Source organism: Flagellimonas sp. (genome assembly GCF_965601775.1).
GTDB lineage: Bacteria > Bacteroidota > Bacteroidia > Flavobacteriales > Flavobacteriaceae > Flagellimonas.
This window is the reverse complement of sequence record NZ_OZ271837.1, coordinates 119,316-136,999: the sequence shown is the minus strand read 5'-3', so window position 1 is coordinate 136,999 and position 17,684 is coordinate 119,316. Positions and strand designations below refer to the sequence as shown.

Annotated in this window: 17 protein-coding genes; 8 read left to right on the top strand and 9 right to left on the bottom strand. The window is 39.6% G+C overall.

Going from position 1 to position 17,684, the window contains the following annotated elements:
* Window positions 1-70 precede the first annotated feature (70 nt).
* The gene (locus ACSLUF_RS00655) at window positions 71-2,548 is read right to left on the bottom strand and encodes a ribonucleoside-diphosphate reductase subunit alpha (protein ID WP_435624205.1); all 2,478 of its coding nucleotides are present in this window, start codon (window positions 2,546-2,548) and stop codon (window positions 71-73) included.
* Window positions 2,549-2,673: 125 nt separating this feature from the next.
* A complete protein-coding gene (locus ACSLUF_RS00650) occupies window positions 2,674-3,660 on the bottom strand; it encodes a ribonucleotide-diphosphate reductase subunit beta (RefSeq protein WP_435624204.1) in 987 nt (328 codons plus the stop codon).
* A 901-nt stretch (window positions 3,661-4,561) separates the two neighbouring features.
* Here ACSLUF_RS00650 and ACSLUF_RS00645 point away from each other — a divergent pair.
* Window positions 4,562-5,296, top strand: a complete 735-nt coding sequence (locus ACSLUF_RS00645; RefSeq protein ID WP_435624203.1) for a LytR/AlgR family response regulator transcription factor — start codon at window positions 4,562-4,564, stop codon at window positions 5,294-5,296.
* Between the two features lie 27 nt (window positions 5,297-5,323).
* Window positions 5,324-7,276, top strand: coding sequence for a tetratricopeptide repeat protein (locus ACSLUF_RS00640; RefSeq protein ID WP_435624202.1), 1,953 nt, complete (start codon window positions 5,324-5,326; stop codon window positions 7,274-7,276).
* Here the strand turns inward: ACSLUF_RS00640 and ACSLUF_RS00635 are convergent.
* Window positions 7,266-7,838 carry a DUF3109 family protein gene (locus ACSLUF_RS00635; protein ID WP_435624201.1) on the bottom strand — a complete coding sequence of 191 codons (573 nt, stop codon included), beginning with the start codon at window positions 7,836-7,838 and terminating at the stop codon, window positions 7,266-7,268. The genes ACSLUF_RS00640 and ACSLUF_RS00635 overlap by 11 nt on opposite strands.
* A gap of 118 nt (window positions 7,839-7,956) precedes the next feature.
* Here ACSLUF_RS00635 and ACSLUF_RS00630 point away from each other — a divergent pair, with 118 nt between their 5' ends.
* Window positions 7,957-8,535, top strand: a complete 579-nt coding sequence (locus ACSLUF_RS00630) for a MarC family protein (RefSeq protein WP_435624200.1) — start codon at window positions 7,957-7,959, stop codon at window positions 8,533-8,535.
* 21 nt (window positions 8,536-8,556) lie between these two features.
* Window positions 8,557-8,760, top strand: a complete 204-nt coding sequence (locus ACSLUF_RS00625) for a hypothetical protein (RefSeq protein ID WP_435624199.1) — start codon at window positions 8,557-8,559, stop codon at window positions 8,758-8,760.
* On the opposite strand, the gene ACSLUF_RS00620 is transcribed toward ACSLUF_RS00625, so the two are convergent.
* The 4 genes from ACSLUF_RS00620 to ACSLUF_RS00605 form a co-directional block, all read right to left on the bottom strand.
* A complete protein-coding gene (locus ACSLUF_RS00620) occupies window positions 8,757-10,385 on the bottom strand; it encodes a S41 family peptidase (protein ID WP_435624198.1) in 1,629 nt (542 codons plus the stop codon). The two genes, ACSLUF_RS00625 and ACSLUF_RS00620, sit on opposite strands and share 4 nt — an antisense overlap.
* A gap of 23 nt (window positions 10,386-10,408) precedes the next feature.
* Entirely contained in the window at window positions 10,409-10,846 is a 438-nt protein-coding gene (locus tag ACSLUF_RS00615; protein ID WP_435624197.1) for a deoxycytidylate deaminase, read from the bottom strand.
* Between the two features lie 81 nt (window positions 10,847-10,927).
* A complete protein-coding gene (locus ACSLUF_RS00610) occupies window positions 10,928-11,512 on the bottom strand; it encodes a HupE/UreJ family protein (protein ID WP_435624196.1) in 585 nt (194 codons plus the stop codon).
* Window positions 11,513-11,567: 55 nt separating this feature from the next.
* Window positions 11,568-12,308, bottom strand: coding sequence for a TerB family tellurite resistance protein (locus ACSLUF_RS00605; protein ID WP_435625856.1), 741 nt, complete (start codon window positions 12,306-12,308; stop codon window positions 11,568-11,570).
* Window positions 12,309-12,428: 120 nt separating this feature from the next.
* Between ACSLUF_RS00605 and ACSLUF_RS00600 the strand changes: the two genes are divergently transcribed.
* From ACSLUF_RS00600 to ACSLUF_RS00585, 4 genes are all read left to right on the top strand, one after another.
* Window positions 12,429-12,839 carry a BrxA/BrxB family bacilliredoxin gene (locus ACSLUF_RS00600; protein WP_435624195.1) on the top strand — a complete coding sequence of 137 codons (411 nt, stop codon included), beginning with the start codon at window positions 12,429-12,431 and terminating at the stop codon, window positions 12,837-12,839.
* A gap of 74 nt (window positions 12,840-12,913) precedes the next feature.
* A complete protein-coding gene (locus tag ACSLUF_RS00595) occupies window positions 12,914-13,651 on the top strand; it encodes a lysophospholipid acyltransferase family protein (protein ID WP_435624194.1) in 738 nt (245 codons plus the stop codon).
* A complete protein-coding gene (locus ACSLUF_RS00590; protein ID WP_435624193.1) occupies window positions 13,648-14,301 on the top strand; it encodes an HD domain-containing protein in 654 nt (217 codons plus the stop codon). Before ACSLUF_RS00595 ends, ACSLUF_RS00590 begins: the two co-directional genes overlap by 4 nt.
* A gap of 100 nt (window positions 14,302-14,401) precedes the next feature.
* Window positions 14,402-15,820 (top strand): Gfo/Idh/MocA family protein, encoded by a 1,419-nt coding sequence (locus ACSLUF_RS00585; RefSeq protein WP_435624192.1) that lies wholly within the window; start codon window positions 14,402-14,404, stop codon window positions 15,818-15,820.
* Window positions 15,821-15,829: 9 nt separating this feature from the next.
* Here ACSLUF_RS00585 and ACSLUF_RS00580 read toward each other — a convergent pair whose 3' ends face one another.
* Together ACSLUF_RS00580 and ACSLUF_RS00575 are read right to left on the bottom strand one after the other, a co-directional pair.
* The gene (locus tag ACSLUF_RS00580) at window positions 15,830-17,065 is read right to left on the bottom strand and encodes an RNA polymerase sigma factor (protein ID WP_435624191.1); all 1,236 of its coding nucleotides are present in this window, start codon (window positions 17,063-17,065) and stop codon (window positions 15,830-15,832) included.
* A gap of 86 nt (window positions 17,066-17,151) precedes the next feature.
* Complete coding sequence (locus tag ACSLUF_RS00575; protein ID WP_435624190.1) at window positions 17,152-17,508, bottom strand: YciI family protein; 357 nt, start codon at window positions 17,506-17,508, stop codon at window positions 17,152-17,154.
* Window positions 17,509-17,684: the final 176 nt, after the last annotated feature.

The window sequence follows — 17,684 nt, the reverse complement described above, 5'->3', positions numbered from 1 at the left end:
CTTGGGGTGAAACTTTCCGAGGCGCTTTAATCAATAAACACTATCACATACTGATAAGTTCAGTATTAAACTATGATCCGCACATTAGGCAATCGTCATCTGCTTGACCTTCCTTGGCACGTGCGATCATCTCTTTCATCTCTTCAGGTGTCATGGGTTGAATATCCACTTCCTGTTGACTCACCGGGGTGGTTTGCACTTGAATCGTCTCTGCACCGGTTGTGGTAGCAGCTGTGACTTCCGCTTCTGCCGCAACACTTACCGGAACTTCTTTCTTCTTTGTATTGTCCAAAGTAAATTTAATGGCGTCTACTGCAGCTTTGGTTCTTAGGTAATACATTCCTGTCTTCAAGCCGCTTTTCCAAGCATAGAAATGCATAGACGTAAGCTTGGCATAGTTGGCATTCTCCATGAACAAGTTCAACGACTGGCTCTGATCAATGAAATACCCTCTCTGACGACTCATATCAATGATGTCTTTCATACTGAGTTCCCAAACGGTTTGATATAATTCCTTGATATCGTCTGGAATTACATCAATATGTTGAATGGAACCATTGGCGCGCATTAATTCTTGCTTCAGATTTTCATTCCATAGACCCAGTTTCACCAAATCTTCCAAAAGATGCTTGTTTACCACGATAAATTCTCCAGACAACACTCTACGTGTATAAATATTGGAAGTATATGGCTCAAAGCATTCGTTGTTACCCAAGATTTGGGAAGTGGAAGCTGTAGGCATCGGTGCAACCAAAAGGGAATTTCTTACCCCATTTTTCTTAACATCTTTTCGAAGTTTCCCCCAATCCCATCTTCCTGAAAGTTCCTCGTCCTTTATCCCCCAAAGATTGTGCTGAAACTCCCCATTAGATATTGGAGAACCTTTATAGCTGGAATAAGCTCCCTCTTCCTTTGCTTCCTCCATGGAAGCGGTTACAGCGGCAAAGTATAGGGTCTCGAAAATATCTTGGTTCAATTGCTTGGCCTCATCACTGGTAAAGGGCAGTCTTAGCATGATAAATGCATCGGCTAATCCCTGGACCCCTAATCCAATAGGCCTGTGTCTCATGTTCGAGTTTTCAGCCTCCTTCACCGGATAATAGTTTCGATCAATTACTCGGTTCAAGTTTTTGGTAACCCTTTTAGTAACCTTAAAAAGTTCTTTGTGGTCAAACTTTCCGTTCTTGACGAACATGGGCAAAGCAATGGAAGCCAAATTACATACCGCCACTTCATCGGGAGAGGTGTATTCCAAAATCTCAGTACATAGGTTGGAAGAGCGGATAGTTCCCAAATTCTTTTGGTTACTCTTCCTATTGGCGGCATCCTTGTAAAGCATATAAGGCGTACCTGTTTCAATTTGAGACTCTAAAATCTTCTCCCACAATTCCCGAGCCTTGATGGTCTTTCTTCCTTTTCCTTCTGATTCGTACTTCAGATAGAGCGCATCAAAGTCCTCACTGTGATTGTTGAAAAGGTCTGGGCACTCGTTAGGACACATCAAAGTCCACTCAGCATCAGCCTCTACTCTTTTCATGAACAAATCCGGAATCCACATCGCGTAGAATAAATCCCTAGCCCGCATTTCTTCTTTTCCATGATTTTTCTTCAAATCCAAAAAGTCGAAAATATCAGCATGCCATGGTTCTACATATATCGCAAAGCTTCCCTTTCTCTTTCCTCCTCCTTGATCTACGTAACGAGCTGTATCATTAAATACACGCAACATAGGAACTATCCCATTGGAGGTTCCATTGGTTCCAGCTATATAGGACCCCGTAGCTCGGATGTTATGAATAGATAGACCTATTCCTCCCGCGGATTGCGAAATTTTTGCTGTTTGCTTTAAGGTATCATAAATCCCATCTATGCTATCATCTTTCATGGTCAACAGAAAGCATGAAGACATTTGTGGTTTTGGTGTGCCCGAATTAAAAAGTGTGGGAGTAGCATGGGTAAAGTACTTCTTGGACATGAGCTCATATGTCTCAACTGCTGCATCCAAATCATCCAAATGAATTCCCACCGCCACACGCATTAGCATGTGCTGAGGTCTTTCAGCGATTTTACCGTTTAACTTTAATAGGTAAGAGCGCTCCAAAGTTTTAAAACCGAAATAATCGTAGCCAAAGTCTCGGTTATAAATAATTGTGGAGTCTAATTTTTCTGCGTTTTCAGAAATTACCTTATAGACCTCATCAGATAGAAGAGGGGCTTCCTTACCAGTACGAGGATTTATATATTCGTACAAATCCTTCATGGTTTCTGAGAAGGACTTTTTAGTATTCTTATGTAGGTTGGAAACAGAAATACGAGCGGCCAACTTTGCGTAGTCTGGATGTGTTGTGGTCATGGTTGCTGCTATTTCAGCGGCCAAATTATCCAGCTCCGAGGTGGTGACACCATCATATAATCCTTCAATAACTCTCATGGCAACCTTGACCGGGTCCACGAGGCCATTGAGGCCATAACAAAGTTTTCTAACTCTAGCCGTGATTTTATCGAACATCATCGGCTCTTTTCTTCCATCTCTTTTTACTACATACATGCGCTACAATTGTTTATGTGATACTTTCTAATTGGTTTGGCCAATAACATTGTTAAAATTTTAACACTTGAGGTTAAGGTCATAAAAACCCTCGATGGGCAACCGAGGGTTCTTTGGTGGGCTATTTAAAAATCAGCATCAAAGCTTATTTTCTGTGAATCGGCATCTTTCTCCTTGTTGAGAACACCCGCTTTTTGATATTCGGAAACCCTCTTTTCAAAGAAATTGGTTTTTCCTTGAAGGGAAATCATATCCATAAAATCAAATGGATTGGTTGAGTTGTAAACTTTTTCACACTGCAATTCCACCAAAAGCCTATCGGTTACAAACTCCAAATATTGAGTCATCAACTTGGCATTCATACCAATCAAACTAACAGGCAAGGATTCCGTTATAAATTCTCTCTCGATATTCAACGCGTCAACGATAATATCGGTTATACGCTCTTTAGGTACTTTATTGATCAAGTGATTGTTATGCAAGTGCACCGCATAGTCGCAGTGCATGCCCTCGTCTCTTGAAATCAATTCATTGGAGAAGGTCAATCCAGGCATCAATCCTCTTTTCTTCAACCAAAAAATGGAACAGAAAGCACCAGAGAAGAAGATTCCCTCAACAGCGGCAAAAGCGATTAGACGTTCCGCAAAGCTTGGCGATTCTATCCACTTTAATGCCCAATCTGCCTTTTTCTTGATGGCCGGAAAATTTTCTATGGCTTTGAACAAAATGCCTTTCTCCTTTTCATCTTTCACGTAGGTGTCAATCAACAAAGAATAGGTTTCTGAGTGGATGTTTTCCATCATGATTTGAAAACCATAGAAAAATTTAGCCTCGGAATATTGAACTTCGTTTACAAAGTTTTCGGCAAGATTTTCGTTGACTATGCCATCCGAAGCAGCAAAAAATGCCAAAATGTGTTTGATGAAATATCGCTCATCATCGTTCAATTTGTTGTTCCAATCCGTTAAATCCTGGTGCAGGTCAATCTCCTCCGCAGTCCAAAAACAAGCCTCACATTTCTTGTACCAATCCCACAAATCGTGGTGCTGTATTGGAAAAATTACAAATCGGTCTTCATTTTCTTGCAAGATAGGCTCTACTGCTGCTGACATAGTTGTTTAAATAAGAATTTAGTAATACTGGATTGAAAATCTCCCTGCGAATAGGGCTAACAAAGATTTAAAAATGTGATCAGATTGTAAAGTTTGTTTGAGTAAATAGAGCTCAAAGTTTTTAACACAACTTGTTGAAATCTAGGCTGGCACGTGATGTTTGCTGACTTTACGAAAGTCGTTGGTTGTCCATAATTTTTTTGTAAACCTTGAACAACAAAAAAAGACCAAAGCGTATAAATTAATATACGGCCTTGGCCTTACTTACTTATGAAAATTGCTTACGTGTTCGTTTTATGATTCCATTACCAAATTGTACGGCCGTTCCCAAGTTTTCAAGCCTTCTCTTTATAGTTTTTAGGTAGTTCCCCCAAAACCTAAAACCAAATTTAAAAGTTGAAAACAATAAGAATTATTTTTTAAGCAGTTCCACTCATGAGGTTGGTTGCCCTGGCCGTACGTTTTCTGGTAATGTCAAAGATCGTATTGAAAAGCGATTTTATTGTTTAACCGCTAATTCTTTCCATTCTGGTTCTATTTTCAACTCTTTCTGTTCTGCCGATGCTGCGATAATCAGCATAACAATCAAAATCAAAAAAAGAATAACACATTTTCTCATTTCTACAGTCTGGTGAGGTTATGGAATACAAGGTAAAAAGACAAACCCTAGTGGCACTGTTCATATGTATGGACGACATAAATTCTTGTATAAATGGCGTAATTCATCAAGCGAAAAATCAGAAATCACAGAAAAAATACATAGTCGTAGCAGAAAAAACGGACAAAATCACCTCATGCCCTTTTTTCTTCCATTTATAAGCATTATATGTCCAATAGCACATAATTTTAAAATGGTTGAACAGAAAATTATACATTTGATTATTAGCAATAACCCCGACACATGTTAGAAGCTGTAATCGTAGATGATGAGGTCAAAGCGCTCCAAAGTTTGAGCTGGGAATTGACCAATTTAAGTGATGAGGTTGATATCATCGCTTCTTTTACTGACGCCCATGAAGCATTGAACTACTTGGAAGAGAATACCCCGGATTGTCTGTTTTTGGATATTGAAATGCCAGCAATGGACGGATTTCAGTTTATAAAAACGCTCAAAAACAAGAATTTCCCCGTGGTGATTACCACAGCCTACAATCAATATGCACTTCAAGCGCTTAAAAATGAAGCTATTGATTACCTGCTGAAACCCATTGACACGGATGATTTGAAACTTACCATTTCCAAAATAAAGAAATTCAACGCCAGAAATTATACTGCGGAAAAACTAGAAAAAATTCTTCTGAATTTCAATGCAGAGTCCCCAAGTAAAAAGATAACCATCAATACTGATGGTAAATTGGTATTTTTACATAGCGATGATATCCTTTATGCCGAATCCGATGGAAATTACAGTACAATTTTCCTAAGTGACGGTCAAAAGATACTGTTGACTAAGAAACTAAAGGAGGTAAACAATCTGTTACCTGACCATAGTTTTTTCAGAATTCATAATTCGTACATCATCAACCTCAACAAGATAAAGGAATTTCTAAAAACGGACGGGTACGTTGTATTGGAATCCAATCATAAAATTCCTGTTTCGCGGCAGAAGAAATCCGATTTTTTGGACCTACTGTAAGAGCAATAAGAAACTGTTATTTATTTGTTGAACAAAGCCAAATTTACCAAGCACCCTTTAGGGGTCTTTTTTCTGTTCCAATTCTTTCTTTGGCCCACCCTTCACGTCCATTCCCAAAACATTTCTGAGGACTTCAAGGAAAGAGTCGAAATACTCACCAAAACCAAACCTAAGACCTATTTGAAACTCGAAACCGAGTTAGAAAAGGTGCGATGGGATACCACTTTGATGCGCTACTTTACCAATCAGTCCAGGCAAGAAAATTATTTGGAAGGTATGGCTTTTGGTCTTAACCAAATTGGCACAAAATATAGAAACACTTCCCAATATAAAAAGGCCGCCGACCTCCATCAGGAAGCCCTGGAAATATCCGAAAAAATCAACAATGTAGAATTTCAAGTTCTAAGCCTGAATATGCTTGGTGTGGTGTATCGTAGGACTGATGCCATAAAAACCGGTTTGGATTTTCATCAAAAGGCACTGGAAATGGCTGAAAATGTCAAGGACCCATCCCATCATATAAAAAGACACATCAATATCTCATTGAACTCTATTGGTAATCTCTATCAAAGTTTGGAACAATATGACCTTGCCATTACCCAATTCCAAAGGGCGCTTAAACTTGAGGGTGAGCTGAACAATAAACTTGGGTTGGCCATTAATCACCAAAACATTGGGGAATGTTTGGAACTTAAAGAGGACTTGGAAGGTGCACTTGAAAATTACAGAAAGTCCTTGGCATATAATGAGGAAATCAATTCAGATTTTGGTCGCACCATTTGCAAAAATGCCTTGGCGCGTGTATATCTAAAACAAGCTATGCCCTATGCGGCTTTGGTGTTATTGGAACCCTTGCATGAGGTTGCTCAAAGGAATGGGGATTTCTTCATTACCTCCTCTGTTTTTATCAATACGGGTTGGGCCCATACCGAGCTCGGCAATTACAAAAAGGCGGAAAATTTTATCAATCAGGGTATCACTATGGCGCAAAATCATAATATGCCCAGCAATGTTCTCTATGGATATCAAAAACTATCGGATTTTCAGCTTGCCAAGGGCAATTACCAAAAAGCCTACGAATACTACAAAAAGGCAGATGAATATGAAGATGAAATTGCCAGTGCCACCAATCTCAGGTATATGACCGACATCATAGTCCGGTATGAAGCTGAAAAGAAAAACAATCAGATATCGGTATTGGCCAAGGAAAATGAAATTGTCCGGTTACGTCTTAGAAAAAATCAAACTACTTTATTGGTAAGTGCCTTGGTGGTCGGACTGATTTCTTGTATTCTCTATATTCTATATCGCCAGTACCAGAGTAAAAACGAGAAACGCGTTCTGAGCCTGGAGCAAAATATGCTCCGCAGTCAGATGAATCCCCATTTCCTTTTCAATTCCTTGAACTCTATTAAGCTGTATATCATTAATAACGAGCAGAAAAATGCGGTTCATTATTTGAACAAATTTTCAAAATTAGTTCGTAAAATATTGGAGGCTTCCTCGGTAAAAGAAATCCCACTATCCGAAGAGCTGGAAACTGTAGAACTCTATATGAACATAGAGAACATTCGGTTTTCAAATGAAATTGATTTTAAGATTACTATGGATGAGGATATTTGCCCGGAAAGTATCAAAGTTCCTTCACTAACACTCCAACCCTTTTTAGAAAATTCGCTTTGGCATGGACTTTCTCCCAAAGAAGGGGAAAAGAAAATACACTTAAATGTAAAGAAACAGGGAGATCACCATATTAATATTGAAATTGTGGATAATGGTATTGGAAGGACCGCTGCCCAAACCAATAAAGAAAACCGGGTGCTCAAAAGAAAGTCCGTGGGTATTCGAATCACAAAAGAACGCTTAGCCAATTTCGCCAAAGATTATCAAAACAAGTTTGACGTTCACATTGTTGACCTTTTTGATAAAGAGGGGTCTCCTCAAGGGACAAAGGTAATTTTGGAAATCCCTACTGTTTAGCTCGTTCTTTTGCTACAAGCTCCAGTTCTTGGTACCATGACTCCCCAAACTTTCGAATCAACGCCTCTTTAACGAATTTGTATATCGGCACCTGTAACTCGTTGCCCAAACTACAGGCTGGGTCGCAAATCTCCCATTTATGGTAGTTCACCGCTGTAAATTCTGAATACTCTCGAGTGCGAATAGGATACAAATGGCAGGAGATAGGCTTTTTCCAATCGGTGGCGCCAGCATTGTAGGCTTGCTCCAATCCGCATTTTGCGACACCAGAGTCAGAAAAAATGACATAGGCACATTCACTTTTGTTTACCAAAGGAGTTTCCCATTCACCATCTTCCCCCTTCACAAAAGTACCTTGCTGTTCGATGGCTTCAATGCCTTCTGGTCGCAAAAAAGATTTAACCTTGTCAAAAATATCCTTCAGTATTTGTGTCTCTTCATTTTCCAAGGGAGCCCCGTACTCTCCATCCACACAACAAGCACCTTTGCACGCATTCAAATTACAGACAAAATCGTTGTCCATAATTTCCTCAGAGACAATTTTGTTACCAATTTGGAACATTTCAATCCGGAATTTTTTCCAAAAATAGTCCAAACCAAAAAAATGATGTTTTCTACCCAGTGTTGTAACATCTTAATGCGTTTTTTACTCGTAAATTTGCCGACTTATTTATAGAATTATGCGATTTGACATTAAACAAATCATAACCGCCACAATGGTATTGTTTGCCGTAATTGATATTCTGGGAAGTATTCCTATCATCATATCCTTGCGGAAAAAAGTGGGTCATATCCAATCTGAAAAGGCATCAGTGGTAGCAGCATGTATTATGGTGGCTTTCCTATTTGTTGGCGAAAGTATTTTGAACCTAATTGGAATAGATGTCAATTCTTTTGCCGTGGCGGGAGCATTCGTCATTTTCTTTTTAGCCATAGAAATGATTTTGGGCATTACTCTTTACAGGGATGATGAACCTGAGAGTGCTTCCATTGTGCCCATAGCATTTCCTATAATTGCAGGAGCGGGAACCATGACTTCCATCCTGTCTTTGCGGGCGGAATATGCAGTGGAAAACATTGTGGTAGCCATAATTCTAAACATTATCTTTGTATACCTTGTTTTAAAGTCCAGTTCAAAAATTGAACGCCTTTTAGGCAAAAACGGACTTAATATCATTAGGAAGGTCTTTGGGGTCATCCTGTTAGCTATTGCGGTCAAGCTTTTTGCCACTAACATCAACCTCTTACTGACGAAATAATTGATTACTTACTCAGTTGCTATGAATAAAGTGTTAACCGTCTTTTTGATTCTTTTGGCTTTGGCCCTTATTGCCTACAATGTTACTTTGGTTGATTTTTCCAATCCTTTTCAAGGGGATAGCACCATTGCCCTTATTGGAATTTTGGCTCCCTTATGTGCAATAGTCTTATTACTCATTTTTGTGACCTCCAAGAAAATTGATAAGAAGATAAAAGAAGATTAGTCCTTATGATCTACAGACCCTATCTCGGCATCATATAGTGTTTCCGAATCCAGCTCCTTTACCTTTTGAATCATGAGGTCATGCTCGCCCTTAATTTGTGCTGCAGTGTTTGGGGAAAATATTTGTTCGGCAATATTGGCCTTTAAATAATCCTTGATTTTGTCTTCCTGAGCGTAAAAATCCAACTTGATTTTTCTGTTCAGTACAAATTGGATGAATTCATCGAAGAGAATATCATCTACCCGAAACTCATCTAAAAACTGGTTTCGCGTATAGCCTTCGTATTGCCTTCTATCTTTTTCCAGATGCTCAAATATAAATCGGGAAAAGAATTCATAGGTATCATCCATACTTTCAATGGCCTCTTCCTCATTACTTCCAATAGGGACAAAAACATCTGGGATTATACCTCCTCCGCCATAAACCACTTTCCCTTTCGGAGTCCTGAATTTTAGGGAATCGGCCACCTTAATACTATCTACAGAAACCAATTCACCACTTCGATATCGGTCAACGAATTTTTGATAATAGTCTTTATGACCATTTTTATAGGATTTCTGTATTGATCGGCCGGTTGGTGTATAATAGCGGGAAACAGTTAATCGCACAGCAGAGCCATCACCCAAATCCATTTCTCTTTGTACCAATCCTTTGCCAAAAGAACGCCTGCCTACTATGGTTCCGACATCGTTATCCTGTAATGCTCCGGCAATAATTTCGCTAGCGGAAGCCGAACGTTCATTAATCAATACATAGACCGGCTTTTCCTCAAAATCACCTTTTTTGGTGGCATAGGCTCTTTTAACTCGACCCTTTTTGTTTTTGGTAAAAAGTATCAGTTTGTTATTGACCAAAAACTCATCCGCGAGTTTTTCCGCAATACCCAAATAACCACCAGGGTTATCCCTTAAATCCAAAACCAGCTTCTGGGCACCTCGCAACTTCAGTTTTCGCAATGCATCTTTAAACTCATCGAAGGTGGATTCCGCAAAGCGGTTAATTTTAATATAACCCATATCACGGGTGAGCATATAATAGGCTTCTACACTTTTTATAGGAACGCGGTCTCGGGTGACTGTAAGGTCCATGAATTTCTCCTCAGACTTTCTATATACTTTCAGATCGACCTTGGTTCCTGCCTTTCCCTTTAGCCTAGAAACGATTTCATTGTTAGCTATACGTTTACCGAATAATGTGTCCTTATCAGCAAGAAGAATGCGATCCCCGGGTTTGATGCCACTAATATGACTTGGGCCGTTTTTTATAGTACGGATTACGGTAATCGTATCGCGATACATATAAAAACTGATGCCAATCCCCACAAAATCCCCTTTCATGTTCTCGGAAACTTCCTGCATCTCACTTCTTGGGATGTATACGGAATGAGGGTCTAATTTTCCAAGGATGTTGTTGACAGTTACATCGACTATGCTATCTGTATCTATTTCATCAACATATTCATAATCTATGTAATCAATAAGTCGATTGAGTTTATCTTTTTTTGAATTGGTGGAGAAAAGTTTCTCTGGAGTATCATCGAAATGTAATTTCCCACCAATAAAAATACCAACGGCCACTGCTAAAGCAAGTAGGGTTGGCCATATGTAACTGAATTTCTTTTCCATAAACTAATGCAAACTATAAGGCATCAAGCCATTTCTTCTATCAGTGGGATATAATCAGTAACTACTCCCGCACGTTCCAAAAACCTCAACCCAGAATCATCCTTATAGGCCTTGCTGTATACAACACGTTTTATGCCAGACTGATGAATTAGTTTACTGCATTCACGGCAAGGCGAAAGCGTGATATAGAGCGTAGCTCCTTCACAGGACTGTGTGGAGGCAGCCACCTTGAGTATTGCATTGGCCTCAGCATGCAAAACATACCATTTGGTATAGCCTTCTTCATCTTCACAGATGTTTTCGAATCCCGTAGGTGTGCCGTTGTATCCATCTGAAATGATCATCCTGTCTTTAACAATGATGGCACCAACTTGTTTCCTTTTGCAATAGGAAAGCTTACCCCATTCTTTGGCCATACGTAAGTAGGCTTTGTCATACTTCTCTTGTTTGCTTTCCTTCATGTATTTAGAACTGCTCTTAAATTAAAGATACCGGCTTTGTAAGACCCTTACAACCTTATTCGATGAAATTTAACAATACCCTTATTTGGGGAACGTCGCAATTAACAATGGTATTGTGATAAGCATGATTAAAATGGACAGAATAGTGATAAAATGCTTTCTTTTCAATTTCAAAAAATGCTGAGCTACAAATGCAACGCCAAGAACTACCAATATTATTGCAACCTGAGAAAATTCTATTCCTGTGGCAAAACCCAATAAGGGAGTTATCTTATCTTCTTCTTCGGCCATCAATAATCTGAAGTAATTTGAAAACCCGAATCCATGAATCAATCCGAAAAATGCCGTTGCCAAACCATGCAAATACATACCGATGCTCACGGCGTCCTTAAAAACGTATATCAAATTGAAAAGAGCAGTGAGAAAAATGGTCACAGGAATCAAAAATTCAATAAGTCCTACATCCACAGTAAGTACATCAAAAGCTGCCAACGCTAAAGAGGCACAATGAGCAACGGTAAAAATGGTAGCCAAGACCACAACTTTTTTCCAATACTTAAAGGTAAACGGAGTAGCCAGAGCAGCCAAAAACAAAATATGGTCGTAGGCACCAAAATCGAGCACATGCTTAAAACCTAAGTCTACATAAAACCAAAATTCTTGCATAATCTTAAGATTGGGGTTATTACTATTAGGGCTTAATCACCCTGGGTCGACTAAGTTAAGAAATCCCTCTTTCCCTTTGAATGGTCTCGTAAGCCTTTTGTACTTCCTTGAATTTTTCCTCAGCTCCTTTTTTAATCGCCTCGTCTTGCGTAACCACTCTATCTGGATGATATTTTTTGGCCATCTTTCGATATGCCTTTTTTACTTCATCGTCTGACGCGTTCTTATCAATCTCCAAAATCTTATAGGAATTGTCCGCCGATTTGATAAACATGGCCATAATACTTTCAAAATCATGGGCTCCTAACCTCAAATATCCTGCAATTTCCCTTAGTTTGCTTACCTCCGCCTTGCTAATCTGTCCATCGGCCTGCGCTATACCAAAAAGAAAATGAAGCAGTTGTAAGCGCACTTCGTACCGAGTTCTTTGTGTCAAGTAACTGCATATTCGTTGAGTAGAAATTTCTCTTTTTTTGATGACCTCATTGAAAGTCCTGAAAATAGCATTGGCTTTCTCCTTTCCATAAGTACTCAAAAAATATTGACGGACATAGTCCAATTCCTTTTGACTAACCTGCCCATCTGCTTTTATGATTATAGAACAAAGTGAAAGTAAATTAAGCTCAAAATCAGCAGGAGAGACATTGGGCTGGGTATATTCTCTAAAAATGTCTCGAGCATTCCTTTGACCACCGCCATTCAAGTTATCCAAAAAACTTCCTACCAAAAAACCAAGAATGGCTCCAGGAAAACGAAGCAAGAAATATCCCAAAAAGGCAGCTACCCATTTTATCATTCCAAATAGAATAAGGGGCAAAGATAGTTTTTTGGTCAGTAAGAATTCTTTACACCTTGTTAAGGGTGGTGAAAAAAACCGACAAAACCTTTATCTTTGAATGCTTAATAAAAAAAGACTATGTATCCTGAAGAATTAGTAAAACCTATGAGAGCGGACTTGGCGACTGCCGGGTTCGAGGAACTATATACCAGTGAAGCCGTAGAAGAGGCTTTGAAAAAAGAAGGAACCACTTTAGTGGTGGTAAATTCAGTATGCGGTTGTGCAGCTGCTAATGCAAGACCTGGTGCTAAATTGAGCCTTCAAAATTCAAAAACTCCCGAGAATTTGGTCACTGTTTTTGCCGGCGTTGACACAGAAGCTGTTGATACTGCTAGAAGTCTAATGGTTCCTTTCCCTCCGTCTTCTCCAAGTATGGCCTTGTTCAAGGATGGTGAATTGGTTCACATGATAGAAAGACACCATATTGAAGGAAGACCTGCAGAAATGATTGCAGAAAACTTAATGGAAGCGTATAACGAATTCTGTTAGAAGTTTAAAAAAACAAATTAAAGAACCACCTCAACAGGTGGTTTTTTTATTTTTACACCTAACCTAATTCAAAAGTGAAAAAGCTTTTCTCCTATCCACTGACCATTCTCTTTTTTATTTTTTTTGGACTTACTCTGGTAATTTTCCACCCCATACAATGGGTGTGTTTAAAAGTTTTTGGTTATGAAGCACATAAACGAAGTGTCACCTTTTTGAATTGGTTTATTATGAGGTCTACCAATGTTTTGGGTACCCGATACAGTTTTAAGAATACACATGACATTCCAACCAATACTCCTTTGATTATCGTTACTAATCATCAAAGCATGTATGACATCCCTCCCATAATTTGGTATATGCGAAAGCACCACCCCAAGTTTGTCAGCAAAATTGAATTGGGCAAAGGAATTCCAAGTGTATCCTTTAATCTAAGACACGGAGGTTCCGTACTTATCAATAGGAAAGACCCTAAACAGTCGATAGAACAACTTGAAAAACTAGGAAAATATATAGAAAAGCATCATCGTAGTGCCGTGATTTTTCCTGAAGGAACTAGAAGTAGGGATGGATTTCCGAAAAAATTTCACACTACCGGACTGAAAGTGCTTTTGGCCAATGCACCTTCAGCATGGATTGTCCCTATTAGTATCAACAACTCATGGAAATTGCTGGAGTATGGGAAGTTTCCCATGGGATTGGGACATCACCTTAAGTTTAAAGTCCATCAACCGCTTCGGGCAACTAAGGATTTTGAATCTTTGATAGCACAAACGGAAAAACGTATTACCCAAGGAATAGACACCCCCGTATGAATGATGGAGAATTGATATCTAGAACTATCTCATTTGTCAAAGACACTTTGCAGGGAGCTGAGGGAGGACATGACTGGTTTCATATTGAACGTGTTTTTAAAACAGCTAAAAAAATTGCTCATGAAGAAGCTGTTGATTCCTTAATCGTTCAGCTCGCCGCATTACTTCATGATATTGCTGACCCCAAATTCCATAACGGAGATGAAGAGATAGGTCCAAAAACAGCAAGGGCTTTTCTCCAATCTGAGAAGGTTGATGAAAAAATCATTTTGCATGTTGTAAATATCATTCGACACATGTCATTTAAGAACAGTCTTGATTCCAAAAGCAATTCTTTCACTTCCAAAGAGCTTCATGTGGTTCAGGATGCGGATCGCTTGGATGCAATTGGAGCCATTGGAATTGCGAGGACCTTTAATTATGGAGGATTTAAAAATCGAGAACTCTACAATCCTGAGATTCCTCCAAATTTGAATATGTCCAAACAAGAGTACAAAAAGTCCAATGCGCCAACGATAAATCATTTCTATGAAAAATTATTGTTGTTGAAGGACCGAATGAATACGAAAACGGGAAAAAAAATGGCGGAAGAGCGCCATCAGTTTATGCTTATTTTTCTGGATAGGTTTTATAAGGAATGGAATCCTTGAGCCTTCCCTATTTTGCTTGTCCCTCTAAAATTTTGACTTCTTTCCAAAATCGTCGGATTGGTTCTTTTTTGTATCTTCAAAAACACCAAAAACCTATACCATGCAAAGACGTAAGTTTCTAAAAAATGCCTCAGCAGCTTCGGCTGCTTTTACTATTGTTCCCAGTTTTGTTTTAGGTAAAAATCATGTGGCACCGAGTGATACTCTATATGTTGCTGCCTTCGGAGTAGGTGGAAGAGGACGTGGGGTAATTGAAGGCCTTGCTGGAACACAAAAAGTGAAGTTTGTTGCTTTTTGCGACGTTGATGATAGAAGGGCCCAAAGCACGTATGAGGCTTTTCCAGAGGTGAAGCGATTCAAAGATTTTCGGAAAGTGTATGAGGCTCATTTAAATGACATTGATGCCATCATGGTTGCAACACCGGATCATACCCATGCTGTAATATCTCTACCCTTTATGCGGGCCAAAAAACATGCATATGTAGAAAAACCGCTCACCCATAATATCAAAGAAGCGCGCTTAATGACTCAAGTGGCTTCCGAAAATGGAATTGTTACTCAGATGGGCAACCAAGGTGCCTCAAGCGATGGGAGTAGGAAGGCTAAAGAGTGGGTGCAAGCTGGGCTTATTGGAAAAGTACATACGGTAGATTGTTGGACCAATAGACCTGTCTGGCCCCAGGGGGTTCCAATACCAACAGGCAAACAGCGGGTTCCAAAGGGATTGGATTGGGACTTGTGGTTGGGTCCGGCGTCAATGCGACCGTATAATGAGGCTTACCTTCCTTTTAAATGGCGTGGCTGGTGGGATTTTGGCACTGGGGCCTTGGGTGATATGGGTTGTCATATTATGGAAACTCCTTTTAGTGTATTGGACTTAGGCTATCCCAAAGAGGCAGAAGCTAGCTGCACTACTGTTTGGGTAGATGATTTTGTTGAGGCCAACTACCCTGCGTCCTGTCCTCCTTCATCTAAAATTCACTTAAAATTCGAACATGAAGAACATGGTGATATCGCCCTAAATTGGTTCGATGGAGGCATTATGCCTGACCTTCCGGATGAATTAAAAGATGAAGAAACTATAGGTGATCGTGGGGGAGGTTCTGTTATCTACGGAAGTAAGGGAATCATAGTTTGCGATACCTATTCTCGAAATGCCCGGTTATTACCCTCCAACCTGATGGGAATTTTTAATGAACCCCGACCTACCTTGAAGCGAATCGAAGAAGGTATGAATGGGCATATTAAAAATTGGGTGGATGCTTGTTTGGGCAATTCTAAAGCTTCCTCGGATTTTGCACGTTCCGGTCCCTTGACCGAATCGGTACTTATGGGGAATCTAGCCGTTAAGGCCTATCAATACAAAGTAATGGAAGAAATACGGCCTGGCAGAAAAGGATTTGTATACCCTGGAAGAAGAAAATTGCATTGGGATGGGGCAAACATGAAAATCACCAATTACGACAAAGCCAATGAATGGGTAAGTCGAGAATATAGATCTGGCTGGGACTTGGGTTAAAGACTTGGGTTATTCCATTTTCGTTTGTAAATATTTTTTTACCAGCTCATTATCTGAATATTCTATCGCTTTGAGCAATACGGGTTTATACTTTGAATCCCCAATTTCTTTGAGGAAATCCGCCTTTATCGCATAAAAAAGACCCACAGAGGAGAAGTCGGATTCTTTTTCCAACTCCCTAAGTTCCATCAATGCCTTCGTTGGCCCGTGTACCTTTGCATACGGAACTAATCGGTTTAAGGCGACCATGGGTGTAAACTGCTGCTTCACCTGAACATCATATAAATACAGTAGGTTTTTCCAATTTGTTTCCTCAAAAGTACTTGCAGTACTGTGATAATATGAACGCGCAGCTTCCAAATGATATTGGGATGGTATATGGTCGACTGTTTCCGCTTGCTCCAAATGATAGGCCCCAATTTGGATTAATTCCTGGTTATAAAGGCTTCTGTCATGATGTTCTAGTGATATTAAATCTCCCTCTTGGTCCAATCGAGCGTCAAACCTAGCGGCATGAAAGCACATTAAAGCAATAAGTGCCTCAAGGTTGGGGTGGGAACAATATTTGTTTTTACGTAGCAGCAAAGCCAAGCGAAGGGCTTCGTAACAAATATCCCGTTTAAGAAGTTGTACTCCCGAAGTTGCGGCATAGCCTTCAGAAAAAAGCAAATAAATAACCCTAAGCACTTGGAACAATCGCGATTGAAGGCCCATCTGAACCGGAATCTGAAGGAATTGAACTTTTTCGCGGAATTGTTTTTTGGCCCTAGTAAAAGATTTAGCGATGGCATCTTCTTTTTTCAATAGGGCATCTGCCAATTCTTTGTTACTAAAACCACCCATCAACTTTAAGCTCAAAATAATTTGGTATTCTTGGGACAGCGAAGGGTGGCAACAAGCAAAAATCATATTGAGCTGGCTATCTTCCAGTGCATCTTCCAATACAACTTCGCTTTCTTTTTTGGTTTTCTCCTTTGGCAATGGTTTGTCCCCAAGCAAGTCGGACTTCTTATCCCTTCTAAGTACATCGATTAGGCGATTTTGGGCCACACGATACAACCAGGCAGTTGGGTTATCAGGAATGGATTGGTATCCCCATACTTGCATCGCTTTTAAAAAAGTATCCTGTGCCGCATCCTCAATTTGTTCCAAAAAAGAGGGCCCAAACTTATGGGTCAGCAAGGAGATAAGCTTCCCATATTCGTTTCTAAACAGGTGGTCTATGGTTTGGTTAAGGTCGGTCATTCGTATAAAAGATTATGCTGAAAAATAGGCGGTTTTATAAGCATACTTTCCAGCATAAGCTAAACATAAGGTTACTGATGGGAAAGTCAAACATGCTCTTCCATATCCAAAATCTGTCTTACCTCAACGGTACTGCCTTTGTAATCAAAAATGGGGCATCCTTTTGAGATTTCAGTCGCTTCATCTAAATCCTTAGCAGAAATAATTAAGTATCCCCCTACCAATTCAGCTCCCTCAGCATGGGGTCCGTTTGTAACAATTTCTCCACGATTATGCACTACTTTTCCATCCGTGTCCAAGGGGAGACCGTCCAATAGATGGCCTTTTTCTTGCAGGCCTCCCATCCACTTTCCCCATACTTCCATATGGGCTTGTTTTTCTTCTTGGGACAATTTTTGAAAGGATTCGTCCCCTCCTCTAAATAAATACAAAAAATTACTCATTGGTTTTCTTTTTTTGTCCATTTCAAATGAACTGGTTTATATTTTCTTTCATGATATTGACGAAAATCAATTCCAGGATTGGACAGTCCATTAAATTTATTTAAAATTTTCTTTTAGTCATTTCGAACTAAGGGGGTAAATCTTTTATAAAGACTTCTCGACTGCCTGTCCTATGT